The organism is Streptomyces marincola (assembly GCF_020410765.1).
GTDB lineage: Bacteria > Actinomycetota > Actinomycetes > Streptomycetales > Streptomycetaceae > Streptomyces > Streptomyces marincola.
This window is the reverse complement of sequence record NZ_CP084541.1, coordinates 94,943-119,177: the sequence shown is the minus strand read 5'-3', so window position 1 is coordinate 119,177 and position 24,235 is coordinate 94,943. Positions and strand designations below refer to the sequence as shown.

Here is a 24,235-nt window from a genome sequence, read left to right as displayed (position 1 = left end):
CTCCGCACCACCCCGCACCACCCCCGGGCCGACCGGGCGGCCACCGCCGCGCCGACCGCAGGCGCACCCGGCCCGGGCCGCACGCTGGCCGTGAACCGACCTTCGGGGAGGACCGCACCATGGAGCACTACGGACCGGAGACCTACGGCGAGCTGAACGCCGACATCTACGACGAGTGGCACGCCGCACTCGACCCGGCGGAGGCCGTTCGGTCCCTGGCCGAGCTGATCAAGGAGGGCCCCGCCGGGCCGGTGCTCGAACTGGCCGTCGGCACCGGCAGGGTGACCATCCCGCTGGCCGCCGAGGGCATCGACCTGCGGGGCATCGACGCCTCCGAGGCGATGGTGGCCCGCATGCGCGCCAAACCGGGCGGCGAGCACATCCCCGTCACCATCGGCGACATGGCCGACGTCGCGCCGGACACCGAGGAGCAGTTCGCCATGGTGTTCGTCGTGTTCTCGACGTTCTTCTTCCTCATGACGCAGGACGAGCAGGTGCGCTGCTTCGTCAACGTCGCCAGGCGCCTGCGCCCCGGCGGCCGGTTCGTCCTCGAATGCCCGATGCCGGACGTGGCGCGCTACGACCGCAACCAGCGGGTGGCCGCGCACGAGGTGGGGCTCGGCCAGGTCCGGCTGACCGCGGTGCGCCACGACCCCGTCGAGCAGCGCTTCGAGGGCCAGCACGTGCTGATCACCGACAACGGGGTCCGGCTGGCCCCGGCGTTCATGCGGTACGCCTGGCCGAGTGAGCTCGACCTGATGGCCCGTATCGCCGGCCTCGAACGGCACGCCAGGTGGGGCGGCTGGCGGCGCGAGCCCTTCCGCGGCGAGGGCAACTACGTCACCGTCTACGAGAAGCCCGCGACGCCCGCCCCCTGACCGCGCGGGACCGGCGGCGGCAGCAGCAGGCACTGCGCGGCGACGGCCAGCCAGAACCCCGCGAGCAGGTCCGCCCGTTCGAACATGCCGTAGGCGGCGCCGCCGATCGCCCCGCTGAGCAGCGAGCCCACGCCGACGGCCAGCCGCTGCTGGCCGAAGGTCACCGTGGCCGAGCGCCCGGAGCGCGCCAGCGCCTCCAGGTCGTTCTTCAGGAACAGCACCGCGTTGCCCAGGCTCATCACCACCGCGCCCGCCGCGACGCCGGCCGGACGGCCGCCGGCGATGGCCGCCATGCCCGCGGCCATGCAGGAGAAACCGAGCACCATCGCCACCGCGTAGCGGGTGCGCCCCACCCAACTCGCCAGCAGGGGCTGGAACACCGCGAGGCCGAGCGAGTACCCCATCATGATCAGGCCGTACGTCGCCGTGGCCAGCCGCCCGTCCGTGAACGTCGACAGGTACTGGTAGAACTGCATGTACAGGTAGTGGGTGACCACCGTCACCGTGAACGGCACCACCGCCAGGCCGTGCAGCACGCGCCGGAACGGCTCGACGGTGCTTCCGTCCTCGACCGGCCGTTCGGCGCGCAGGAAGCCGTGGCCGATGCCGAGCAGCGCGTAGAGCGCCGTGCTCAGGGTGAACAGCAGGGCCGGCTCGTGCAGGAACAGCGCCCCGGCCACCGGCCCGACGGCGATGCCGAGGTTCCCGGCGGCACTGCCCGCCGACACCAGCCGGGGCCGCTGCTCCGCGGTCGCCGCGTGCACCAGGTAGCCGCGGTACGCGGGGGAGTACAGCGCCCCCGCGCCGCAGGAGACGAACAGCCCGAGCACCATCAGCGCGGGCTCGCCGACCCCGCCCAGATAGGCCAGCGCCCCCAGGCAGTACAGGCCCGTGGCGAGCGACAACGAACGCTTGAGACCGACGCGTTCGGCGAGCGCCGCGGTGAACGGCGCGCTCGCGAACTGCGCCAGCGTGGCCACGCCGAGGATCATGCCGACCTGGGCCATGCCCACGCCCAGGCGCTCGCGCAGCAGGACGGCCAGGTAGGGGTAGACGGCGAAGGTGCCGACGTTGATGAGGAATCCGCCGACGAGCAGGGCGCGTTGCGCGCCGGTCAACGCGGGGGACGCCCGGCGGGCGGGAAAGCGGCGCCGCCGCGCGCCGGGCGCGGCCCGCGTACTCATCGGCCGGCGGCCCGCGGGGCGCGGGCCCGCGCCGGCCCTGGCGGCGCTCCGCGCGGCGCCGCGGCGCGGCCGGGTACCGGGCGCTGCCGCCCCATGCGTGACCTCCATGCGCTCCGTCGTGACGGCGAGGGGCGCTGCCGCGCGCCGCGCCCAGGCGCGAACCCGTCCCCGTGCGGTACCGGGGAACGCGAACGAAGGATTGGTCGGCCGGCGGGCCGGGAAAGTTCCCGCCGCCCGCATCACCGACCGCGGCCGGCGGGGCGTGCGCCGTGGCTGCGACGGCGCGGGGACCGGGGCCGGCGGCCAAAGCCCGTGGCGCCCGCCCTTCCGGCACCTGACGCCGCGTGAGGTGCGCGGATGGGGCCCGCCGCGTGGCGACGGCCCCGAACCGCCATCCGCCGTTCACGAGCGGGCAGTGAGGCGTTCCCCCGCGCCCGAAACCGTCACCGATGGCCCAAAAATCCGGTGCACGCGCCGGTCACCGGCCCGCGCGACCCACGGCAACGAAGAGGCACCATGCTCCACACACGCATACGCCGGAGACTCCTCCGGCTCCGGGACGCCGGCGACGGCGCGAACGCGGCGGGCCCACCGGGCCCGCCGCCGACCGGTCGCCGGCACCGGAGGAACGGCAGGCCGGTCGCGCTCCTCGCCACCGCGAGCCTGCTGGCCGGCACGGGCGTGGCGGCCATGACCACCACGGGCGCGCAGGGGGCCACGGCGGACCTGAGCGCGTTCGACGCGGTGGACCAGTTCATCGGCACCCAGCACGACACCACGCAGAACAAGGGCAACAGCGCCTACGGCAACACCTGGCCGGGGGCGACCGTCCCGTTCGGCATGGTGCAGTTCACCCCCACCACCCATCACACCTCGGGCGGTGACAACTGGGGCGGCTACGAGTACGGCGCCGACCAGCTGCGCGGCTTCGGCCTCACCCGGCTCTCCGGCACCGGCTGCGCGGGCAGCAACGGCGCGTTCGACGTGCCGATCCTGCCCTACACCGGCGAACTGACCAGCAACCGCGCGCTGCCCATCTCGCCCGCCGACGCCATCGGCGACTACTACCTCGACTTCTCGCACGACAACGAGACGGCCGAGCCCGGCTACTACTCCGTCGGCCTCGACAACGGCGTCGACGTGGCCCTGACCGCGACGACCAGGACCGGCGTCGCGACGTTCGACTTCCCCCGGGACCGCGCGTCCTCGACCCTCATCTTCGACGTCGCCGGCTCCAACAACGGCTCGACCGGCAGCTCGGTCACCGTCTCGGGCAACACGGTCTCCGGCTGGACCGAGACCAGCACGGTGTGCCGAGGCGGCTCCTACCGCATCCACTTCTCGGCCGAGTTCGACACGGAGTTCGACTCCTCCGGCACGTGGAGCGGTTCCGAGGTCACCGCGGGCGCCGCCGAGGCGTCCGCGACCACCTCCCACGGGGCCGGCGCGTTCGTCAGCTTCCCCAGAGGCGCGGACGTGACGGCCCGGGTCGGCATCTCCTACGTCAGCGTCGAGAACGCCGCGGAGAACGCCGCGACCGAGACCGCGGGCCGCGACGCCGCGGACATCAGGCAGGCCGCGGCCGACACCTGGCGCGAGGCCCTGGGCACGGTGGAGGTGACCGGCGGCAGCGCGGAGGCGCGGACGAGCTTCTACACCGCGCTCTACCACGCGCTGCTGCACCCCAACACCTACGACGACGTCAACGGCCAGTACATGGGCTACGACGGAACGGTCCGCGAGGTGGCCGAGGGACGGCACCAGTACGCGACCTACGCCAGCTGGGACGGCTACCGGGGCCACGCCCAGTTGATCGCGCTGCTGTTCCCCGAGGTCGGCTCGGACATCAACCAGTCGATCACCGACCTCGTCACGCAGACCGGGCGGTGGCCCAACTGGCCGCACAACGGCGTCTCGCAGCAGAAGATGAGCGGCGACGGGCTCCAGACGGTCCTGGCCGCGACCGACGCGTTCGGCAGCACCGACTACGACCGGCGCGCCGCGCTGCGCTCGATGATCGACACGCAGACGCTGCCCGCGGACAGCAGCAACCGGCAGTTCCTCTACCAGTACGCCGGCCTCGGCTGGGTGGAGAGCCGCAACAACAGCTCGGCGACCTCGCAGACGCTCGAATACGCGATCAACGACTTCTCCATCGCGCAACTCGCCGCCCGGCTCGGTGAGACCGGCGCGCACGCGTCGTTCATGGCCCGCGCGCAGAACTGGCGCAACCTGCTGGACCCGCAGACCGGCGAGATCCGGCCGCGCGACCGCAACGGATTCGACCGGTCGTTCGACCTCGGGGAGCGCGGCTCGCAGTTCGAGCAGGCCACCGGGCACCAGTACGGCTGGCTCGTGCCGCACAACGTGGGCGCGCTGGTCGAGGCCCGCGGCGGCGCGGACGTGGTGGCGGGGCACCTCGACACCTTCTTCACCGAACTGGACGCGGGCGTGTACAACACCCCGTACGCGTACCTGAGCAACCAGCCCACGATGCACACGCCGTGGCTGTACAACTGGCTCGGCCGCCCCTGGCAGACCACGGACGTGCTGGACCGCGCGGTCACGGAGATGTTCGACACCTCGCCCACCGGGCTGCCGGGCAACGACGACCTCGGCTCGCTGTCGTCCTGGTACGTGTTCGCGAACATCGGCCTGTACCCGGCCGTCTACGGCACGGCCGACCTCATGGTCTCCTCGCCGATGTTCGAGCACGTCGAGATCCGCAGCGCGGGCGGCGACCGGTCGATCGTGATCGACGCCCCGGGCGCGCAGGAGCGGCGCTACATCCAGTCGATGTCGGTCGACGGGACGGCCAGCACGGCATCGTGGCTGCCCGAGTCCTTCGCCCGCGAGGGCGGCGACATCGCCTTCACCATGGGCGCGGCCCCCGGCGACTGGGGCACAGGCGCGGGCGACGCGCCGCCGTCCCACGCGGAGGGCACCGACGCCTACAACAACATCGGCACCACGCCCGAGGGCGCGGGCAACACCGGCTCCCTCGACGCCTCCTCGAACACGCTGCCGCGCGAAAGCCTCGCCGAGTCCGGCGCGACGCCGGGCGGCACGCTGCGCGTCGAGGCCACGGGCATGGAGTTCACCTGGCCCGACACCGAGCCGGGCGAGCCCGACAACTGGGTGCCGCACGGCCAGCGGCTCGACATGGAGGACACGAACGCCGCGTCCGTGTCGTTCCTCGGCCTCGCCACCAACGGCCCCTCCCAGGGCACCGCGACCGTCCTGTACACCGACGGCAGCAGCCAGGAGGTCCCGGTCCAGCTCACCGACTGGACGCCGGGCGGCACCTACCTCTACGGCAACACGCCCGTGCTGACCGTTCCCGGCCGCAACGCCGCGAACGGCACGCGCGACAACGTGGAGGCCGTCGTCCTGGCCACCGCGCCCGTCGCGCTCGACCCGGCGAAGACCGTGGACGCCGTGCTCCTGCCCGAGGGCAGCGACCGGGGCGTGATGCACATCTTCGACGTCGGGCTCAGCGACCAGGCGCCCCCCGCACCCGACGAGACGCCGGAACGCGTCGTGCTGACCCCGGCCGACGACCCAGCGACCGCGCAGCACGTCACGTGGCGTTCGCTCGCCGGCGAGGGCACCGCCCAGATCAGGGCGGGGCAGGACGGCGAGATCCGCACGGCCGAGGCGACCGCGGAGGCCGAGACGGTCGTCGGCGGGAACACGGCGACCAGCTGGACCGCGACGTTCACCGACCTGGCCCCCGGCACCCAGTACCAGTACCGGGTCGGCCGCGAGGACGCGTGGAGCGACTGGCACGGCTTCACCACGGCGGCGACGGAAGCGGAACCGTTCACCTTCCTCTACTACGGCGACGCCCAGGTGGGTCTGCGGGACGTCTGGCCCGGAACGGTCGCGCAGGCGAACGAGGCGCACCCGGACGCGCGGGCCGCCGTGTACGTCGGTGACCTGGTCGACACGGCCAACGAGGCTCAGTGGTCCGACTGGTTCGCAGCCGACCCGGACGCGCTCGCGGCGCGGCAGTCGATCGTCGCGGTGGGCAACCACGAGTTCAACGCGGGCAACGGCCTGCTCCAGACCAGCAGGGCGTCCTTCGCCTTCCCGGCCAACGGCCCCGTGCCCGCCGACGCGGGCGAGGACGCCGACCGGTGGGGCGAGCACCTCGCCGAGGCGATGCGCGAGAGCGTCTACTACGCGGACTACCAGGGCGTCCGGTTCGCCGTGCTCAACGCCAATCGCGACGACATCTGCGAACTCGTCAGGCCGGACGGCATGGCGGACTTCGACTGCGGCGAGGCGCGCGGCGTGTGGGTGCGGATGCAGGCGGCCTGGCTGGACCGGGTGCTGACCGACAACCCGCACCGGTGGAGCGTGGTGGTCCAGCACCAGCCGGTCCTGTCGACCGGCGTGGGCCGGGACGAGCCGGACATCCGCGAGGCGTGGGTGCCGGTCTTCCAGGAGCACAACGTCGACCTCGTGCTCGCGGGCCACGACCACACCTACGGCCGGGGCCACATGACGGAGGACGAGACCGCGACGCCGGGGCTGACCACGGGTCCCGTCTACGTGGTGTCGAACGCGGGCGCGAAGCACTACGAGATCCAGCCCGAGGACGACAACGTGTGGACGCGCAACGGCGCCAGGCAGGACGCCCGCGCGCAGCAGACGTCGACCTACCAGGCGATCACCGTGGACGGGGACACCCTGAGCTACCAGTCGGTCATCACCCACAAGGGGGACGACCGGGCGGCTCCCGGCGAGGTCGGCGACACGCTGGACTCGTTCACCATCACGGAGTACGACGACGGCACCAAGTGGGTCGCGAACGCAGGCGTCGAGGTTCCGCCCGCACCGGGCGACCCCGGTGACCCGGGCGACCCCGGTGACCCTGGTGACCCCGGTGACCCCGGCAATCCTGGTGACCCCGGCAATCCTGGTGACCCCGGTGACCCCGGTGACCCGGGCGATCCCGGCAACCCGGGCAACCCCGGTGACCCCGGTGATCCGGGCAACCCAGGTGACTCGGGAGGGACGTCCGAGGGGGCCGGCGGCTCCGGTGACTCGGGCGGTTCCGGTTCGTCGGGCGGCTCGGGCGGTTCCGGTGATTCCGGCGGCTCGGGCGGCTCGGGCGGCTCCAGTGGTTCGGGAGCCTCGGGTGGTTCCGGCGGCGGCCTCGGACCGGACTCCGGGGCGGGCGGTTCCTCGTCCGGCACCGGACTGGGCGCCGACGGCGCGCTGGCCGGCACCGGCAGCCAGGCGTTGACGCTGCTCGGCCTGGCGGCTGCCGTCGCCGCGGCGGGCGCGGCCCTGGTCCTGTGGCGCCGCGGCCACTTCGGCCGGTGACCCGGCCCGCCGCCCCGGGCGGCGCCGCCCGGCCCTGACCGGCGGTCATCCGCGGGTGCGGTGCACCACGCCCACGGGCGTGGTGCACCGCACCCGCACCGGGCGCACCGGCGGCTGACGCCCGCTCACGGCAGCAGGATCAGCTTCCCCGTCGTGCGCCGCGACTCCAGGTCCTCGTGGGCGCGCCACGCGTCCGCGAGGGCGTAGCTGTGCGACTCGGTCCGCAGTTCCCCCGCGACCGCCCGCCGCCAGACGTCGTCAGCCCGCCGCGTCAGCGCGGCCCGGTCCGCGATGTAGTCCACGATGCCGGGCCGCGTGAGATAGGCGGAACCGGCCCGCAGCAACCGCCCGGTGTCGAACTCACGCACCGGACCGCCGGACGCGCCGAGCAGCACGAGCAGCCCGCGGACACGCAGGCAGTCCAGGCTTCCGTCGAAGGTGGCCGCGCCCACCCCGTCGTACGCGACGGCCACGCCCGCGCCGCCGGTGAACTCCCGCACCGCGTCGGCGAATCCCTCGTAGGCCACCGCGGCGTGCGCCCCGGCGGCGCGCGCGGCCTCCCGTTTCGCCGGGGTCGACGCGGTGGCGATCACGCGGGCGCCGAGTGCCACCGCGTACCGCGTGAGCAACTGCCCGAGGCCGCCGCCGGCCGCGTGCACCAGGACGGTGTCCCCGGGGCCCACCGGGTAGGTGTCGTGCGTGAGGTAGTGCGCGGTCATGCCCTGCATCAGCAGGCCGGCCGCCGTCTCAAGCGGTACCTCGGCGGGGACGCGCACCAGCCGTTCCGCGGTCACCACGGCGTGCTCGGCGTAGGCGCCGCAGGCGGTGGTCGGGCTGCCGTCCATGGCCCACGCGACGCGGTCCCCGATGCGGATGCCGAGCCCGGCGCCGTCCACGCCGGGGCCGAGCTCGGACACGTGCCCCGCCGCCTCGACGCCGGGCACGAAGGGGGCCGCGACGGGGAAGACGCCGCGCCGCTGGGCGACGTCGATGAAGTTCACGCCGGACGCGGCGACATCGACGAGCACCTGCCCCGGTCCCGGCTCGGGGATGTACTGGTCGTCGACGTGCCGCAGGACTTCGGGCCCGCCGAAGCGGGTGGCGACGATGGCGCGCATGAGCGTGACTCCCTTTCGCGGTGTTCCGCGGTGCGAACGAACCGTCCGCACGGTCTTCCGGTGTCACGATCCTGGGCGAACGAGCGCCGCCGCCCCATCCCGCAGGCGGGGGGAGAAGCATTGGCCCCGGCTCGCCGCCGGGCCCGCGACCGCAGGTCACGGGCCCGGCGGGGGCTCACGCGTACGGCGTCATGAACTCCTCGGGCCCCAGCGCACGGGCGACGATGCGGGTGTCGCCGATCCATCCGTAGAAGCCCTGCCCGAATCGCTCGTGCGACTGCGTGCCGCCGATGGTGAACGGCTTGCCCAGGGTCGCGATGCCCGTGGACGTCTGCGTGGGGTTGCGGGCGATCTTCGAGCCCTCGACGTAGAGGATCGTCCGGCGGCCGTCGTTGACGATGGCGATGTGGTGCCACCGCCCGGTCCCCAGTGCGTGGCTCCACGAGGTCGGGTCGGCGTCCTGGACGTGCGGATAGACCACGTACTGGAGGAAGCGCTCGCCGGTGACGTTCAGGCTGCACGTGGGCTCTTCCGTGGTCCAGCCGGTCGTCTTCCCGGCGTCGCCGTTGCGCCCCTGCCAGCTCAGGATGCCCATCCAGGCGTGCTCGCCCACGTAGGGCTCCGGCAGCCTGATGAACGTCTCGATGGTGTAACCGCCGGTGAACTTCATGCTGTTGAGCGGTGCGTCCGGCGCGGTCTGGAGGATCGCGCCGCGGTCGGGGGACTGGCCGCCGTCGAACCGCAGGCTGGCGTGCGCGGGCTGGCCCTCGTGGTGCTCGGCGGAGTGGACCAGCACGTCGGGGCCGCTGCTGTGCAGCCGCGACGCCGTCAGATCGTTGCCGCCGCCGGTCAGGTCGCGCACCACCGTTCCCTCGTCCAGGGGAACGCCGTCCGCGCCGCCCTGGAGGCCCTCGGCGTCGAAACGCCAGTAGGCGACCGTGTCGCGCGGCATGACCTCCCGGGGCGGGCGCGGCGCGACCGGCGGGACGGGCGCGAAGCCGGCGAACCGCTCGTCGAAGTCGATGGCGAGGCTGAACCGGTCCACCTCGCTGGAGAGTTCCAGGTTCTCGGCGGCGAGCAGGGGGCGCGAGCCGGGCTCGCGTGCCATGAGCCAGGGCGCGAACGTCTCGACGTCGACGACCTTGCGCACCAGGTCGAACGCGTACAGCCGGATCGTTCCCGCGCCGCCGTAGTACCGGTCCTGGTAGTTGGCGAGGTGCACGTGGACGTCGTTGCCCGCGGCGTTGGTCAGCACCGTGCGCCCCGAGGGCCAGTAGTGCCCGCCCAGGGCGAGGAAGATCTGGTCGTGGTCCCGGATCAGCCCCTCCCACAGCCGGGTTCCGTGGCCGGAGAGCTGCGCGGCGCCCTCCTCGTTCGCGTACGCCAGGTCGTGCGTGGTGAGCACGGTGGGCAGCGTCGGGTGCTCGGCGAGCACGCCCCTGGCCCAGGTCAGACCGGCGTCGGACACCCGCCAGTCGAGCGCGAGCAGCAGCCACTCCCGGCCGCCGGCGCGCAGCACGTGGTAGGTGTTGTAGCCGTCGGGGGACGCGCCGCCGAAGGTGTCCATCCGCGCGTAGCGCTCCGGGCCGAACGCGTCGAGGTAGGGCGAGTCGCCGCGCTGGTCGTCGGTGCTGCTGGGGATGTCGTGGTTGCCGGCCAGGACGCTGTAGGGCACCTTGTCGCGCAGCGCCCCGAAGGTGCGCGCGGCCAGCTGGATCTCGTGCTCGGTGCCGTGCTCGGTCACATCGCCCAGGTGGGCCATGAAGGCGATGTTCCCGCTCGCGCGGTGCTCCGCGAGGTACCTGAAGGTGGCCCGCAGCGGCGCAGGGTCGGAGCTGTCGGCGTCGAAGAGGTACTGGGTGTCGGGCAGGACGGCGAGCGCGAACCGCGGGCTGTCCGCGTCGAATCCGCCGCTCCCGCCGCCGATCGGTTCCCATCCGCCGGGCGCGGCCTGCGCCGGCGCCGCGCCCATCGCCGTCGCCGCGGCCCCGGCCGCGGACACGCCCACCGCCGTCTGCAACAGCCGCCGCCTACCGACCCCATGACCCTCGGTTGTGCCTGCCACCGCACTCTCCCTGCGCTCGTCGCACGTAACGGCGGCAGTCTGCGGAGCGATCGTGGCCCCCCGGTGGCAGGGGCCTGAACACCGGGACACGCACCCCTGCCGGTTCGGCGGCACATGGTGCCGGGTGAACGCGCCCGCGGGACCGGTGCCGTGGGCCAGGAGGCGGGAGCCGGGCGGGGCGTCAGAGCAGGTCGCGCGGGACGGTCTGGCTCCAGCTGCGGGAGAAGACGCGGTGCCCGCCCTCGTAGGCGTCGAGGGTCGCGTGCACCACGAAGTCCGTCGCGGTGCACTCAAGCACCGTGCGGGTCTCGGTCCGCGTCTCCCACGCGCCGCGCCGGAAGGACATCGTCCAGGCCGACTCGCCGCGCACGGAGCAGAACTGGTCGGCCACCGAGTCGTACCGCTCGTAGGCCCGGCGCCGCACTTCGAGGCCGTGCTCGTCGAACCGCTGCACGCCCTGGTCCTTGACGATCTCAAGAGCCGAGCGGTAGTCGACCAGGTCGCGCGTCACCTGCCAGCGCTGCTCGGCCGGGGTGAGCCGGGTGACCGGCGCGGGCGCGGTGCCCTCGGGCTCGCCGAACGGGCGGTCGCCCGCGTCGTCGGGCTCGCAGCCCGGGCGGACCGGCAGCGTGAGGCACCCGGCGCCGCCGTGCACGGTCATCAGCACCGGCTCGGGCGGCGGCCAGGCGAGCGGCCAGTAGGACGTGGACAGCGACAGCCGCACCCGGTGCCCGGGCGGGAACGCCTGCGCCACGCCGTTGAGCGCCACGCTGACCCGGTAGCGGCGGCCGGGTTCGAGCGGGGTCGGCGTCCTGAGGCTGTCGCGGCGGGTCAGGTTGAGCAGTCCGTAGGTGACGCGGGTGGCGCTGCCGTCCTCGGCGACGTCGGAGAGGCGGGCGGCGACCATGGCGACCGGCCGGTCGACCGAGACGTCGAGCTCGACCGTGGGCGAGCCGAGGATCTCCAGCCGCTCGGCCAGCGGGTCGCTCTCGTAGACGATCGACCCGCCGTCCTCCTCGCGCTGGTCGTAGGGCAGGTCGGGCGGGGCGTTGTAGGAGGCCCACTTGCCGGCGAACTGGCCGACGGACAAGGGGGAACGGAGGGTGCGGTCCGCCGGCGGCGGGTCGGCCGTCTCGCCGGGCGCGCCGAGGCGGCGGCCGAGCAGCGGGTACGCGACCTCCGTGATGTGCGGGGACGGCCAGTGCGGTTCGCCGACCCAGCGGCCCGGCCGCTCCTCGTAGGACGTGGACGGCGGCACGCTCTCCTGCATCCAGGCGCGCAGCATGGGGCCTTCCATCACGCCGTTGTCGATGTCCTTGAGCCAGTGGTCCCACCAGCGCACCAGCTCCTGGAGGTAGCCGATGGCGGGTCCTGGCTCGCCCTGGTGCGGGAACTTGTGGGACCACGGCCCGATCAGCCCCTTGCGGGGCACGTCGACGTGTTCGAGCAGGCGGGTCACGGCGTTGGAGTAGCCGTCGGCCCAGCCGCTCGACGCGAGCACGGGACAGGCCAAGGACCGGTAGTCCTCGCACACCGAGGCGTGCTGCCAGTAGGCGTCGCGGCGCTGGTGGCGCAGCCAGCGCGTGACCCAGGGGCCGGCCGCCTCCAGGCGTTCGAACCACTGGTCGCGCCAGGCGTCGCCGGCCAGTTCCGGGTCGGGCGGGCAGGTGGCGTAGGCGAACATCGTGCCCGCCTCGGCCAGGTTGTCCGACAGCATGCAACCGCCCATGTAGTGCATGTCGTCGGCGTGCCGGTCGTCGGTGAAGGACGAGATGGCGATGGCCCGCAGGCCGGGCGGGCGGCGGGCGGCGACCTGGAGGGCGGCGAACGCGCCCCAGGACAGGCCCATCATCCCGGTGCGGCCGTCGCACCAGGGCTGGGCGGCCAGCCACGCGAGCACGTCCTCGGCGTCGGCCTGCTCCCGTTCCAGGTACTCGTCGAGCAGCACGCCGCCGGACTCGCCGGTGCCCCGCAGGTCGACGCGGACGCAGGCGTAGCCGTGGCCGGCCAGGTAGGGGTGGTGCACCGCGTCGCGCGCGGACGTCAGATCCCGCTTGCGGTACGGGATGTATTCGAGCACGCCGGGCACCGGCCGGTCGTCGGACGAGACGGGGCGCCAGATTTTGGCGGAGAGCAGGACGCCGTCCGAGACGGGCACGCGGACGTCCTCCTCGGTCATGACGGCGTGCGGCAGCTCCGCCGGGTCGACACAGCGCATCACCCGTCCACCTCCTTGAAGGTGAAAGGCAGCGATCTCACCACGTCCTCGTACTTGGCGACCAGCTCGGCCTCGTTGTGGGCGGCGGTGACGATGTGCGCCAACTCGTAGCTGTAGGAGTCCTGTTCCGGCAGTTCGGAGAGCCGGGCGCCGACCGGGGGCACCCGGTGGACGGCGGTGCCGGGAATGCGCCCGGTGAGCGCGGCGATGTCGTCCGCGGTAGGGGAGCGCAGCACCACCGCGTCCTCGAACCGGCGGTGGTACCACTTGGCCGCGATCGCGTACTCGCCCTGGCGGTGCGGCAGCCGCGGGTCGCGGCCGAGCGCGAGGCTCAGCATCGCGTGGTGGTTCGGCGCGCCGTCCACGTGCTCGAAGAGTTCCGCGTGCGCCTGGGAATGGCGGGGGTTGACCTCAAGGAGATTGATCGTGTCGGTCTCCTGGTCGTAGAAGAACTCGATGCTGAACGTCGCGTGGTCCATGCCGATCCGGGTGATCACGCGCGCGGAGATGTCCCGCAGCCGGCCGACCACGCGCTCCGGCAGCTGCGAGGGGTACTGGTGCCGCAGGAAGCAGGGGCTGTCCGGGTAGGTGAGGGAGTCGAGCGTGCCGTAGACGGTCACCTCGCCGTTGTGCACGTAGCCCTCGACCGCGACCTGGCCACCCGTGATGGCCTCCTCGGCCAGGCAGGCCTGGCCCCCGGCGTCCGCGATCTCGGGCGGCAGTTCCAGCCGGTCGAGCACGAAGTCGAACGGCCTGCCGACGCGTGCGACGCCGGCGCGGATCTCCGCGACGGCCGCGCGGAACTCCTCGCGGTCACCGACGCCGAAGGCCAGCTCGGAGGAGTAGGCCGTCACCGGCTTCAGCCACATCGGGAAGCGCACCCCGCGCGGCGGCTGCGGATCCTCGGCCTCCAGGTCGACCAGCCCGAACCGGGGCAGCGCGTCGGTCACCTTGGCCTGCTCGATGCGGCTCCAGTACTTGTGCTCGCACTTGACCACGGACTCCAGGCTGGTGCTGCGCAGCCCGTACCGCTCGGAGAGGATCGGCACCAGGGTCGAGACCGGGAAGTCCCAGTAGCCGACGATGGCGTCGGGCGAGCCGTCGAACGCGTCGAGCCTGGACTGGGCCTTGTGCACCAGGGCCGGGAAGTCGATCTCGCCGTGCTGGAGTTCCTCGATGGTCAGCAGGGGATGCAGCCGGTAGTCGGAAGCGTGCGGAACGTCGCGCAGCGCCGCCTCGTTCGCCTCGTCCATCCCGATCACGAAAACGTCCAGCCGACTCACCGATGACCCTCCTCGCTCGCCCCGGCCCTGGTGGTCCGGGTCAGTCCGGGGTACCCGGACACCGCGGGGCCAATCAGCGCGGGGCCTACCGCTGCTCGGCGAGCCAGGCGTCGAAGGTCGTCGGCGCGATCCGGGCGCCCGGGCCGGGCAGCAGGACGTTCCCGGCCATGCCCGTGCCGAACGGCCCCGACCACGTCGGCACCAGCCTGACCGACCGGCCGCGCGCCTCGTTGGTGCGCCGGGCCATGTCCACGAGGTCGTGGGTCTCCGGCCCGGCGATGTCGGGGTAGCGGCCCAGCGGCGATCCCGTGGCGACCTCCGCGAGGATGCCGGCCACGTCCGCGGGCGCGATCGGCTGCACGAGCAGCGGCGCGACCGTGGCGGCGCCGTCCCGCTCGGTCCAGCCCGTCACCATCGCGGCGAAGTCGTGGAACTGCGTCGCGGGCACGATCGTCCACGGCACGGGCCCCTCGGTGACCAGGCGTTCCTGCTCGCGCTTGCCCATGTAGTGCGCGTTCCCCTCGACGCGGTGCACCGCGGTGATCGAGAGCAGCACGTGGTGGCGCACGCCGGCCCGCTCACCGGCCGCGAGCAGGTGGCGGGTGGCGGTGCCGAAGTAGGCCACGGCCTCCCGGGGATCGGTGCCGGTGAAGTTGGTGGCGTCGATGACGGCCTCGACGCCGGCGAGCGCGGCGTCGAGGCCCTCCCCGGTCGAGAGGTCGACGCCGAGCGAGCGGCTGATGCGCACGACATCGTGCCCCGCCCGTTCGAGAGCGGCGACGGTGAGGGTCCCGATGTTCCCGGTCGCGCCGGCGACAGCGATACGCATGATGGCCTCTCCTCGGTCCTTCTGCCTGCTGGGACGCTATAACGGACCTTCAGGATCCGCAATATCCGGTTAACCTGGGCCCATGAAGCTGCCCGTGAGCACCGAATGGCTGCTGCACTGCTCCGCCGCCCTCGCCCAGCTCCCCCGGGGGGCGACCGCGTCGGCGGCCCAGCTGGCGCGGCACCACGACCTCCCCGCGGCCTACCTGGCCAAGCAGCTTCAGGCCCTGGTCAGGGCCGGGGTGCTCGCGGCGACCACGGGGCCGCGGGGCGGGTTCCGGCTGGCCCGGCCGGCCGCCGAGGTCACGCTCCTGGACATCGTCGAGGCCGTGGACGGCGCGTCCCCGCCCTACGAGTGCCGCGAGATCCGGCAGCGGGGGCTGGGCGCGGCGCCGCCGGAGGAGTGCCTCGCCCCCTGCCTGCTGGCCGAGAAGATGGCCGACGCGCACGAGGCGTGGCGGCGCAGCCTGGCCGGGGTGTCGCTCGCCGACGTGGCCGGCGCACTGCCGCCCTCCGTGCGCGAGCGCACCCGGCGGCTCCTGGAGCGGCCGGGGTAGCCCGCGCCGTCCGGCCGCGCCGCGCCGTGCCCGTGGGCCGCGCGGCGCCGGGCCCCGCGGCGGGCCTCAGCGGGGGGCGGGCCGCTCGGACTCCAGGTGCACGTGCTGGGCGTCGGCCGCGCCGCGGTGCTCCTGTTCGAGCGCTTCGCTGTGGGCCACCAGTGCCGCGTAGTCCACGGCCGCGCCGCGCAGCAGGACCTCGATGGCCCGTTCGGCCTCGGCGTCGGTGAGGTGCCGGGGACCGAACAGGGCGCGGTAGTGCACGAGCGCCCCGACGATGTCGAGCAGCTGCTCCCGGTCCGTGCCGGCCCGCAGGTCCCCGCGCGCCACGGCCCGGTCGAGCGTGCTGCCGACCGCCCGGCGGGACGGCTCGACCACGGTCTCCAGGTAACGCGCCCGCAGCCGCGGGTCGGGGGCGCACTCGGCGTAGAGGCTGCTGAGCACGTCCGGCCGGATCGTGCGGTAGGCGGCGAGGAACACGTTGAAGCTCTCGCCGAGGTCGCACAGGGTGCAGCCGGTGTCCGGCGGGGACGGCACGTCGAGGCGGCTCGCGATCGCGGCGAGCGCCAGCGGGGCGCGCCCCGACCAGCGGCGGTAGATCGCCGGCCGCGAGGTCCCGGCGCGCCGCGCGACCTCTTCGAGGCTCAGGCCGGCGTAGCCCGCCTCGTCGAGCACCTCAAGGGCCGCCGTGAGCACGGCGTGGTCGATCTGCGGGTCCCGGGGCCGTCCGCCGCCGCCCCGCCCGGTGGCACCGCGCCGGTTGGACATCGGGCCACAGTACTCCAGTGCTCCGCTGCTCCGGGCCGCCGAGCGGCCCCGGTCGGCCGGGCGGCGGTGGGCGGCGCGTCCGCCGTCGAGTATCGTTACGTTGCGAGATGGAACGGAACTCGCGAAGGAGCCGGTCATGAGGACCACCACCGAGCGCACTCCCGCACCCGCGGGGCGGGACCGATGAGCGGGGCAGCCGCGCCCGTGCGGCAGGAGGGCGGCGGGACGCCCCCGGCGCGGGCCACCGCGCGCGAGTGGGCCGGACTCGCCGTCCTGGTGCTGCCCATGCTGATGCTGTCGACCGACCTGACCGTGCTGTTCTTCGCCCTGCCCACGCTCAGCGCGGACCTCGACGCGAACGCGGCCGAGTCGTTGTGGATCGTGCACGTCTACGGGTTCCTGATCGCGGGCTGCCTGGTGACCATGGGCCGGCTCGGGGACCGCGTCGGGCCCAGGCGCCTGCTGCTGTTCGGCTCGACGGCGTTCGCGGCGCTCTCGGTCGCCGCCGCCTTCGCCACCTCGCCCACGATGCTCATCGTCGTGCGCGCCCTGCTCGGCGTCGCGGGCGCCACCTTGATGCCGTCGCTCTTCTCGCTGCTGAAGACGATGTTCCGCGACGACGGCCAGCGCCGCATGGCCATCGCCATCATGTTCAGCGCGTTCTCCGTCGGCGGTGCGATCGGGCCGCTGATCGGCGGCCTGCTGCTCGAAGTCTTCTGGTGGGGCTCGGTGTTCCTCATCAACGTGCCCCCGATGCTGCTCCTCCTGTCCGCCGGCCCCCGACTGCTGCCCGAGAGCGGCGAGCGGGCGCGTGCGCGCCTCGACGTGGCCAGCGTCGCGCTGTCCGTGTCCGGCACGCTCGCGCTGGTCTACGGGTTGCAGGAACTGGCCGCCGGCCAGGAGACCGGCACCGGCTCGGTCTGGCCAAACCTCGCGGTCGCCGCCATCGGCCTCGGGGTCCTCGGCGTCTTCGTGCGCAGGCAACGGGAGCTGCGCGACCCGCTGTTCGACCTCGCCCTGCTCGCCGACCGGCGGGTGGCCGCCGCCCTGGCCACGCTGCTGCTCGTGGGCGTCGGCATGGTCGGCACGTTCTACCTGTTGACGCAGTACCTCCAGTGGAGCGGCGGCCTTACGCCCCTGGCGGCCGGGCTGTGGACGCTGCCGTACATCGTGGTGAACATCGCGGGAGCCCTGCTCGCCCCCATGCTCGCCGCGCGTGCGCGCCCCGCGGTGGTCGTCGCCTACGGGCTCGCCGTCACGGTGGCGGGCGCGGTGCTCGTCGCCCTGGTCGCGGTGGCGGACGCGGCCCTGCCCGTGGTGGCCGCCGCGGCCTCGGTCATCGGGCTCGGCCAGGGCATGGCGATGGCGCTGATCAGCGATCTCATCATCACGAGCGCGCCGGAGGGGCGGACGGGTTCCGTCGCGGCGGTCCAGGAGGTGGGCGGGGAACTGGGCACGGCGCTCGGGGTCGCGGCGGGCGGCGCGATCGGCACGGTCGTCTACCGCGCCACGCTCTCAGGCGCCATGCCCCCCGGGGTGCCCGAGCCGGACGCGGAGGCCGCGCGGTCCAGCGTGCACGCGGGCGTCGACACGGCCGAGGGGCTCGCCGTGCACGGTCCCGCCCTGCACGACGCCGTTCAGGAGGCGGTGGCGAACGGCCTGCGCGTCTACGCCGGAGTCGGCGCCCTCCTGGTCGCCGCCGGGCTCGTCCTGGTCGCCGTCTTCCTCGTGGGGCGCGTCGGTGGCTCCGCCCGGCGCGCGTAGGCCCCCGCGCCCTCCCCGCGGGCGCCGCGGCGGGCAACTCCGCCGCGGCGCCCAACCCGTTCGCGTCAAAGCGCAGTTGACGTGCGGGCTTCCGGATGGCGGAGGAACCGGCCTGTTCCGGTGGTCGCCGTGTGAAGGGCCGGTGGAACAGATCCGGCAGGTGTACGGTCGGAGCCCGGACGGACGACGGAACGCGGCGGCGAGCGGCCGGACCGTGCCACCGCGCGTGCGAGCGGGTGACCGGCACCCGACCGCGCCCGCGTGCCGCTGAAGTGGGTGTTGGAGGATGCACGGTGGAGGCGCTGCTGCCCGGGGACCCGCCGGCGATCGGCCCGTACCGACTGCTCGGGCGGCTGGGCGCGGGGGGCATGGGGCAGGTCTTCCTGGGGCGTTCGCAGGGCGGGCGGATGGTCGCGGTCAAGGTCGTGCACCAAGAACTGGCCCGGGAGCCGGACTTCAGGCGCCGGTTCCGCGCGGAGGTCGCGGCGGCCCGGCGGGTCGGCGGCCTGTGGACGGCCCCCGTGCTCGACAGCGACACCGAATCGGCCGTCCCCTGGGTCGCCACCGGCTACGTGGCGGGCGTTCCCCTGCGGCAGCTCGTGGACGCGTGGCACGGGCCCCTGGCCGAGCACGCGGTGTGGGCGCTCGCGCTCGGCCTCGCGCAGGCACTCACCGAGATCCACGGCAACGGGCTGATCCACCGGGACCTCAAGCCCTCGAACGTGATGGTGACGCTCGAAGGGCCCAAGGTCATCGACTTCGGCATCGCGCGCGCCGTGGACGCCAGTTCGGTGACGCGCACCGGCGCCATGGTCGGCTCGCCCGGCTACATGCCCCCCGAGCAGATCAGGGGTGAGGAGCTGACCGGCGCGGCGGACGTGTTCGCGCTGGGCGCGGTGCTCGCCTACGCCGCGACCGGCTTCGACCCGTTCTCCTGGGACGGCGCCCAAATGCACACCGTGCTCTACCGGGTGATGTACGAGGCGCCCCAACTCGGCCCCGAGCGCGGCCGGCTGACCGGCGAACTGCGCGCGTTCGTGACCCGCTGCCTGGCCAAGGAGGCCGGCGCCCGCCCGGCCCTGGCCGAGATCGTGCCGCTGGCCGAGGACCGGGCCGGTACGGAGTTCTGGCTGCCCGCCGCGCTGGCGGCCCGGCTGGGCCGCCACGCCGCCGACCTGCTGGCCCTCGACGGCCCCGGCGCCGTCGACGTGGCCGCCGCGGCCTGGGGGCCCGGTCCCTCGGACCGGCCCGCGCCGCTCGGCCGGCCGCTCGGGAACACGCCACCCCGGTACGGGGACCAGACCACGTACGCGTCCGACCCTTCCCTGCCGGCGACCCCGCCCGCGCCGGCCGCGCCACCGCGGCGCGGCGCCCGTTCCGCGCTGTGGGCGGCGGCCCTGGGCGCCCTCGCGCTCGCCGTGGCCGTTCCGCTGATCGTGCTGAACACCGGTGGCGGGGGAGGGGAGCGGCGGCCGGACGCCGCGGGTGAGACGGCCGGGCAGGGCGGGGACGCGGATCCGGCCGGAGCGCCGCTGTCCCACCTCGTGCCCGAGGACGTGCGCGAGGCGGGGGGCCTCACCGTGCACGTGGCGTCGGAGTCGCAGCCGGTGCTCTTCGTCGAGGACGGCGAACCGGTCGGTTTCGAGATCGATCTCGCGTGGGCCGTCGGGAGACGGCTGGGCGTCCATGTCGACTTCTCACTGGCCGGCGATTCCGAGAACGCCGCACGGGCGGCGGTCAGGGAGGGCGGGGACGCCGCCGCGCACATCGCGATGGCGGGGTACCCCGACACCCCGGAGGAACGGGAGGCCCTGGGCGTGGACCTCGTGAACCACTACTCGGACGGCTGGGCCGTGCTCAGCGGGGACCCGGAGCGCGCGGGACTGTTCGACGAACTGTGCGGCATGACGCTGGCCACCTACGAGGGGGAGTTCATGGAGGGCATGGTGCGCGAGCACACCGCCGACTGCCCCGAGCCCGTCGAGGTCCTGCCCCTGCCCACGCGCGACGCGATGGGCGAGGCGATCGCGGCCGGGGAGGCCGATGCCGCCGTGGTGCTCTACTCCCAGATCGCCTACTGGGCGGGGCGGCACCCCGAGAGCGGGCTGAGCGTGGGGTACCCGGACGAGCAGCGCGGCCTGCGGGGCATCGCCGTGCCGCGCGGGCAGGACGAGCTGCGCGAGGCCGTCGCCGCGGCCGTCGGCGAGCTGGTGCGGGACGGCACCTACGCGGAACTGCTCGACCGCTGGCACATCTCCGAGGCCGCCATCGACTGGCCCACGGTGAACGCCGGCAGCTGACCGGCGCGGCCCGGGCGGCCCCGTTGCCGTGGCCGCTGCGTCGCCACGGCCCCGGCCTGCCGCCCCTCGCCGCCCCCGGCGGGGTCACCCGCCCGCGGGGCCGGGCGGCCCCGCGGGCGCGGTCCTGGTCCCCGCGGCGGCGGGCAGGCCCCAGGCCACGTGCATGTCCCGCGAGGTCAGCACCTGGTCAGGGGCGCCGGCGGCCAGGAGCCGGCCGCGCCCGAGGAGGAGGCAGTGGTCGGCCCGCAGGGCCAGGTCCATGTCGTGGGTCGCGTGGACCACGGTGACGCCCTCGGCGCCCGCCGCGTCGAGCACGTCGGCGATGCGCGTGTGCGCGTCCTGGTCGAGCCCCGACGTCGGCTCGTCCAGCAGGAGCAGCCCGGGGCGCTGCGCGAGCGCCTGCGCCACGAGGACGCGCTGGCGCTGCCCCCCGGAGAGCGACCCGAGTTGACGCCCCGCCAGGTCCGTGATGCCGAGCCTGGCCATGGCGTCCTCGACGAGTTCCCGGTCGCGCGCCGTCCGGCGGCGCCAGAGCCCCAGGTCGGCCCAGCGCCCCATGCCGACGGCCTCCCGCACGGTCAGCGGGAGCGTGTCGGGAACGGAGCTGCGCTGCACGACCAGCGCCGGGCGCCCGGGCCCGAGGCCCGTGACGCTGCCGGCCAGCGGGGCGAGGACGCCGGCGAGCACCGAGAGCAGGGTGGACTTGCCGGCCCCGTTCGGGCCCACCAGGGCGGTCACGCGGGCGTGCGGCAGGTGCGCGGTGAGGTCGCGCAGGACGGGCCGGCCGGCGTAACCGGCGGACACCGCGCGCAGATCGATCGGGGGCTGTTCTGAGTCGCGCATCACATTCCACCTCGTGCGTCTGATAATCATTTTCACTATAGAGTGCTCCGCATGGAGTGGTTGTTCGAGCCGTTCGAGGTGTCCTTCGTGCAGCGGGCGCTGTGGGGCGGCGTTCTGGTGTCCCTCATCTGCGCCCCCGTCGGCACGTGGGTCGTGCTGCGCGGGACGGCGTTCCTCGGTGACGCCATGGCGCACGGCATGCTGCCCGGCGTCGCCCTCGCCTCGCTGCTCGGCGGCAGCCTCGTCCTCGGGGCCGCGGCCAGCGCGGCGACGATGGCGCTCGGGGTCGCGGCGCTCACGCGCTTCCCCCGGCTCTCCGGCGACACGAGCATCGGCCTGCTGTTCGTCGGCATGCTCTCCGCGGGCGTCATCATCGTGTCGCACTCGGAGTCCTTCGCGGTCGACCTCACCGCGTTCCTCTTCGGGGACGTGCTCGCGGTCCGCCCGCAGGACCTGCGCAACCTCGCGCTCGCGCTCGCCGTCGTCGTGGCCGTCTCCGCGCTGGGGCACCGGGCGTTCACGGCCCTCGCGTTCGACCCGCGCAAGGCGGGCACCCTGGGCCTGCGGCCCGGCGCGGCACACGCGACGCTGCTCGGCCTGATGACGCTGGCCATCGTGGCCTCGTTCCACGTGGTCGGGACCCTGCTCGTCCTCGGCCTGCTGATCGCGCCGCCCGCGGCGGCGGCCCTGTGGGCCGGGCGCATCCCGCTGGTCATGCTCGGAGCCGCCGCCGTCGGCACCGTCTCGACCGTGCTCGGCCTCGTCATCTCCTGGCACGCGGGCACCGCCGCGGGCGCCACCATCGCGGCGGTCGCCGTGACCGCCTTCTTCCTCGCGGCCGGGGCCGCCGCGCTGCGGGACCTGCGGCGCGGCCCCACGGCCGCCGCACACGAAACCACCATGGAACGGGAAGTCGAGCACGCATCGTGATATCCAGCCGGACCACCGGAGCCATCACGGCCGCCATCGCGGCCACCGCCCTGCTCGCCGGCTGCGCCGGCGGCGGGGACGACGAGGGCGGCACGGACGCCGCGCCCGCCGACGAGGCCGTCCCGCACGGCTACGTCGAGGGAGCGGAGGAGACCGCGGGCACGCAACCCCGCCTGGTGCTGGCCGAGTCGGCCACGGGCCGGGCCGCCGTCCTCGACCTGACCACCGAGGACGTCGTCGAGATCGAGAACGCGGGGGAGGTGACCGGCATGCACCAGGACGGCAGGTTCGCCTACCTGGCCTCGGCGGGCGATGAGGTGCACGTCGTGGACGGCGGGAGCTGGACGGTCGACCACGGCGACCACGTCCACCACTACCGCGCCCCCGCCCACGGCGTCGGCAGCCTGCCGGTGGGCGGCCCCGCCGGCGTCCACGGCGACGCCTCCGTGACGGCCCTGACCCTCGACGACGGCTCCGTCCACCTCCTGGACCGGGCCGCGCTCGACGACGGCCGGCTCGAAGAGGCCGGGACCGCGGCCGTCTCCGCGGGAGCCGCGGCCGTGCCGTTCGAGGGCGGCCTGCTCGTGCCGACCGCAGAGGACGGCACCGTCGAGATCCGCGAGCAGGACGGCGGCGCGACCACCACGCTGGATGAGCGCTGCGAGGACCCGCGCGGACAGGCGCTCACGCGGCGCGGCGCCGTCCTCGGCTGCGCCGACGGCGCCCTGCTGGTGACGCACGAGGACGGCACGTTCGACGGCGTCGAGATCCCCTACCCGGACGGCACGGGCGACGACGCGCGCGCCACCGCGTTCACCCACCGCCCCGGCAGCGACGTCCTGGCCGCGCGGGCGGGCGACACCGGCGTGTGGACCCTGGACCTCGCGGAACGCACGTGGCAGCTGGTCGAGACCGGCCCCGTGCTGGCCGCGAGCACCGCGGGCGACGGGTCCACGCTGCTGGTCCTCACCGAGGACGGCGTGCTGCACGCCCACGACTCCGCCGACGGCAACCGCACCGCGAGCACCCCGCTGCTGTCCTCGCCGCCGCGGGACGACGCGCCGGCGCCCGTCATCGAGACGGACACCACGCGCGCCTACGTCAACGACCCGGCGGCCCGCACGGTGCACGAGATCGACTACAACGACGACCTGCGCGTCGCCCGCACCTTCGAACTCGACTTCGCGCCCGACCACATGGTGGAGACGGGCCGGTGAGCCGCCGCACGCGCCCCTCCGCGCCCGCCCGGCTCCGCCCGTTCCTCGTGGCCTGCGCCGCCGTTCCGCTGCTGCTCACCGGCTGCGCCGCCGGGGAGGAGGACCGGGGGAGCGTCGTCGTCACCACCAACATCCTCGGCGACGTCACCCGCGAGATCGTCGGCGACCAGGCCGAGGTGACGGTCCTGATGCCGCCGGGCGCCGACCCGCACTCCTTCGGGGTGTCCGCCCGGCAGGCCGCCGGGATCGAACGCGCCGGACTCGTCGTCCACAACGGGCTCGGGCTTGAGGAGGGCATCGCGCGGCACGTCGACGCGGCCGAGGGGCAGGACGTGCCCACCCTCGCCGTCGGCGAGGGCGTCGACCCGCTCCCCTACACCTCGGACGCCATGGAGGGGCAGCCGGACCCGCACTTCTGGACCGATGTCGAACGCATGGAAGCCGCCGTCCAGTTGATCTCGGACGCGGTCGTCGAGCACGTCCCGGGCGTCGACGAGGCGGCGGTCCGCGAGAACACCGAGGACTACCTGGGCGAGCTGGCCGAACTCGACACGTGGATGACGGAGCGGTTCGCGGAGATCCCCGAGGAGCGCCGCGACCTGGTCACCAACCACCACGTGTTCGGCTATCTCGCGGACCGGCACGACTTCCACGTCGTCGGCGCCGTCATCCCCAGCGGAACGACACTCGCCTCGCCGAGCGCCTCCGACCTCGACTCCCTCGCGGGCGCCATCCGCGAGCACGACGTGCCCGCCGTCTTCGCCGACTCCTCCCAGCCGGACCGCCTCGCCGAGGTCCTGGCCGAGGAGGCGGGGCTCGACGTCGAGGTGGTCGCCCTGCACTCGGAGTCGCTGACCGACGAGGGCGGAGGCGCCGCCACCTACGCGGAGATGATGCGCGCCAACACCGACGCCATCGTCGACGCGCTGGCCCCCGCCGCCCGCTGAC

General features: G+C 74.3%; 16 protein-coding genes. 8 read left to right on the top strand and 8 right to left on the bottom strand.

The genetic code is table 11. The annotated features are described in order from the left end of the window. Positions 1-119: 119 nt before the first annotated feature. Positions 120-878: a class I SAM-dependent DNA methyltransferase gene (locus LC193_RS00490; protein WP_226070163.1), complete on the top strand. Its 759-nt coding sequence runs from the start codon at positions 120-122 to the stop codon at positions 876-878. Here the strand turns inward: LC193_RS00490 and LC193_RS00485 are convergent. Continuing rightward, on the bottom strand, positions 848-1,996 hold the full coding sequence (locus LC193_RS00485) for an MFS transporter (protein WP_226070155.1): 1,149 nt from the start codon (positions 1,994-1,996) through the stop codon (positions 848-850). The two genes, LC193_RS00490 and LC193_RS00485, sit on opposite strands and share 31 nt — an antisense overlap. Positions 1,997-2,578: 582 nt before the next feature. Between LC193_RS00485 and LC193_RS00480 the strand changes: the two genes are divergently transcribed. After that, a complete protein-coding gene (locus LC193_RS00480) occupies positions 2,579-7,396 on the top strand; it encodes a GH92 family glycosyl hydrolase (RefSeq protein WP_226070153.1) in 4,818 nt (1,605 codons plus the stop codon). Positions 7,397-7,521: 125 nt separating this feature from the next. On the opposite strand, the gene LC193_RS00475 is transcribed toward LC193_RS00480, so the two are convergent. From LC193_RS00475 to LC193_RS00455, 5 genes are all read right to left on the bottom strand, one after another. Continuing rightward, positions 7,522-8,514, bottom strand: a complete 993-nt coding sequence (locus LC193_RS00475; protein WP_226070139.1) for a quinone oxidoreductase family protein — start codon at positions 8,512-8,514, stop codon at positions 7,522-7,524. A gap of 175 nt (positions 8,515-8,689) precedes the next feature. After that, complete coding sequence (locus LC193_RS00470) at positions 8,690-10,486, bottom strand: LamG-like jellyroll fold domain-containing protein (RefSeq protein ID WP_226078422.1); 1,797 nt, start codon at positions 10,484-10,486, stop codon at positions 8,690-8,692. 274 nt (positions 10,487-10,760) lie between these two features. After that, complete coding sequence (locus LC193_RS00465; RefSeq protein WP_226070137.1) at positions 10,761-12,797, bottom strand: CocE/NonD family hydrolase; 2,037 nt, start codon at positions 12,795-12,797, stop codon at positions 10,761-10,763. Continuing rightward, positions 12,797-14,050: an ATP-grasp domain-containing protein gene (locus tag LC193_RS00460; RefSeq protein WP_226078421.1), complete on the bottom strand. Its 1,254-nt coding sequence runs from the start codon at positions 14,048-14,050 to the stop codon at positions 12,797-12,799. Before LC193_RS00460 ends, LC193_RS00465 begins: the two co-directional genes overlap by 1 nt. 115 nt (positions 14,051-14,165) lie before the next feature. After that, the gene (locus LC193_RS00455; protein ID WP_226070135.1) at positions 14,166-14,909 is read right to left on the bottom strand and encodes an SDR family oxidoreductase; all 744 of its coding nucleotides are present in this window, start codon (positions 14,907-14,909) and stop codon (positions 14,166-14,168) included. Between the two features lie 82 nt (positions 14,910-14,991). Between LC193_RS00455 and LC193_RS00450 the strand changes: the two genes are divergently transcribed. Continuing rightward, positions 14,992-15,465, top strand: coding sequence for an RrF2 family transcriptional regulator (locus tag LC193_RS00450; protein ID WP_226070134.1), 474 nt, complete (start codon positions 14,992-14,994; stop codon positions 15,463-15,465). A 66-nt stretch (positions 15,466-15,531) separates the two neighbouring features. Here the strand turns inward: LC193_RS00450 and LC193_RS00445 are convergent, their stop codons facing one another. Further along, positions 15,532-16,233 carry a TetR/AcrR family transcriptional regulator gene (locus LC193_RS00445; protein ID WP_226070132.1) on the bottom strand — a complete coding sequence of 234 codons (702 nt, stop codon included), beginning with the start codon at positions 16,231-16,233 and terminating at the stop codon, positions 15,532-15,534. A 183-nt stretch (positions 16,234-16,416) separates the two neighbouring features. On the opposite strand from LC193_RS00445, the gene LC193_RS00440 reads away from it, so the two are divergent. Continuing rightward, entirely contained in the window at positions 16,417-17,997 is a 1,581-nt protein-coding gene (locus tag LC193_RS00440; RefSeq protein ID WP_226070130.1) for an MFS transporter, read from the top strand. A 293-nt stretch (positions 17,998-18,290) separates the two neighbouring features. Beyond that, a complete protein-coding gene (locus tag LC193_RS00435) occupies positions 18,291-20,297 on the top strand; it encodes a serine/threonine-protein kinase (protein ID WP_226070128.1) in 2,007 nt (668 codons plus the stop codon). An 84-nt stretch (positions 20,298-20,381) separates the two neighbouring features. On the opposite strand, the gene aztA is transcribed toward LC193_RS00435, so the two are convergent. Beyond that, on the bottom strand, positions 20,382-21,140 hold the full coding sequence (gene aztA / locus LC193_RS00430) for a zinc ABC transporter ATP-binding protein AztA (protein WP_226070125.1): 759 nt from the start codon (positions 21,138-21,140) through the stop codon (positions 20,382-20,384). 51 nt (positions 21,141-21,191) lie between these two features. Between aztA and aztB the strand changes: the two genes are divergently transcribed. From aztB to aztC, 3 genes are read left to right on the top strand one after another with little or no spacing between them, the layout of a single operon-like run. Continuing rightward, positions 21,192-22,070 carry a zinc ABC transporter permease AztB gene (aztB, locus tag LC193_RS00425; protein ID WP_086161834.1) on the top strand — a complete coding sequence of 293 codons (879 nt, stop codon included), beginning with the start codon at positions 21,192-21,194 and terminating at the stop codon, positions 22,068-22,070. After that, the gene (locus tag LC193_RS00420; protein ID WP_226070123.1) at positions 22,067-23,287 is read left to right on the top strand and encodes a hypothetical protein; all 1,221 of its coding nucleotides are present in this window, start codon (positions 22,067-22,069) and stop codon (positions 23,285-23,287) included. Before aztB ends, LC193_RS00420 begins: the two co-directional genes overlap by 4 nt. Positions 23,288-23,334: 47 nt before the next feature. Then, positions 23,335-24,234, top strand: coding sequence for a zinc ABC transporter substrate-binding protein AztC (gene aztC / locus LC193_RS00415; RefSeq protein WP_226078420.1), 900 nt, complete (start codon positions 23,335-23,337; stop codon positions 24,232-24,234). Position 24,235 lies beyond the last annotated feature (1 nt).

What these genes read in the sequence shown, in the direction of transcription:
- aztA (WP_226070125.1), bottom strand. Translation starts at nt 21,140, where the DNA reads ATGCGCGACTCAGAACAGCCCCCGATCGATCTGCGCGCGGTGTCCGCC.
- aztB (WP_086161834.1), top strand. Translation starts at nt 21,192, where the DNA reads ATGGAGTGGTTGTTCGAGCCGTTCGAGGTGTCCTTCGTGCAGCGGGCG.
- LC193_RS00490 (WP_226070163.1), top strand. Translation starts at nt 120, where the DNA reads ATGGAGCACTACGGACCGGAGACCTACGGCGAGCTGAACGCCGACATC.
- LC193_RS00470 (WP_226078422.1), bottom strand. Translation starts at nt 10,486, where the DNA reads ATGGGCGCGGCGCCGGCGCAGGCCGCGCCCGGCGGATGGGAACCGATC.
- LC193_RS00460 (WP_226078421.1), bottom strand. Translation starts at nt 14,050, where the DNA reads ATGGACGAGGCGAACGAGGCGGCGCTGCGCGACGTTCCGCACGCTTCC.
- LC193_RS00465 (WP_226070137.1), bottom strand. Translation starts at nt 12,797, where the DNA reads ATGCGCTGTGTCGACCCGGCGGAGCTGCCGCACGCCGTCATGACCGAG.
- LC193_RS00440 (WP_226070130.1), top strand. Translation starts at nt 16,417, where the DNA reads ATGAGCGGGGCAGCCGCGCCCGTGCGGCAGGAGGGCGGCGGGACGCCC.
- LC193_RS00480 (WP_226070153.1), top strand. Translation starts at nt 2,579, where the DNA reads ATGCTCCACACACGCATACGCCGGAGACTCCTCCGGCTCCGGGACGCC.
- LC193_RS00455 (WP_226070135.1), bottom strand. Translation starts at nt 14,909, where the DNA reads ATGCGTATCGCTGTCGCCGGCGCGACCGGGAACATCGGGACCCTCACC.
- LC193_RS00445 (WP_226070132.1), bottom strand. Translation starts at nt 16,233, where the DNA reads ATGTCCAACCGGCGCGGTGCCACCGGGCGGGGCGGCGGCGGACGGCCC.
- LC193_RS00475 (WP_226070139.1), bottom strand. Translation starts at nt 8,514, where the DNA reads ATGCGCGCCATCGTCGCCACCCGCTTCGGCGGGCCCGAAGTCCTGCGG.
- LC193_RS00450 (WP_226070134.1), top strand. Translation starts at nt 14,992, where the DNA reads ATGAAGCTGCCCGTGAGCACCGAATGGCTGCTGCACTGCTCCGCCGCC.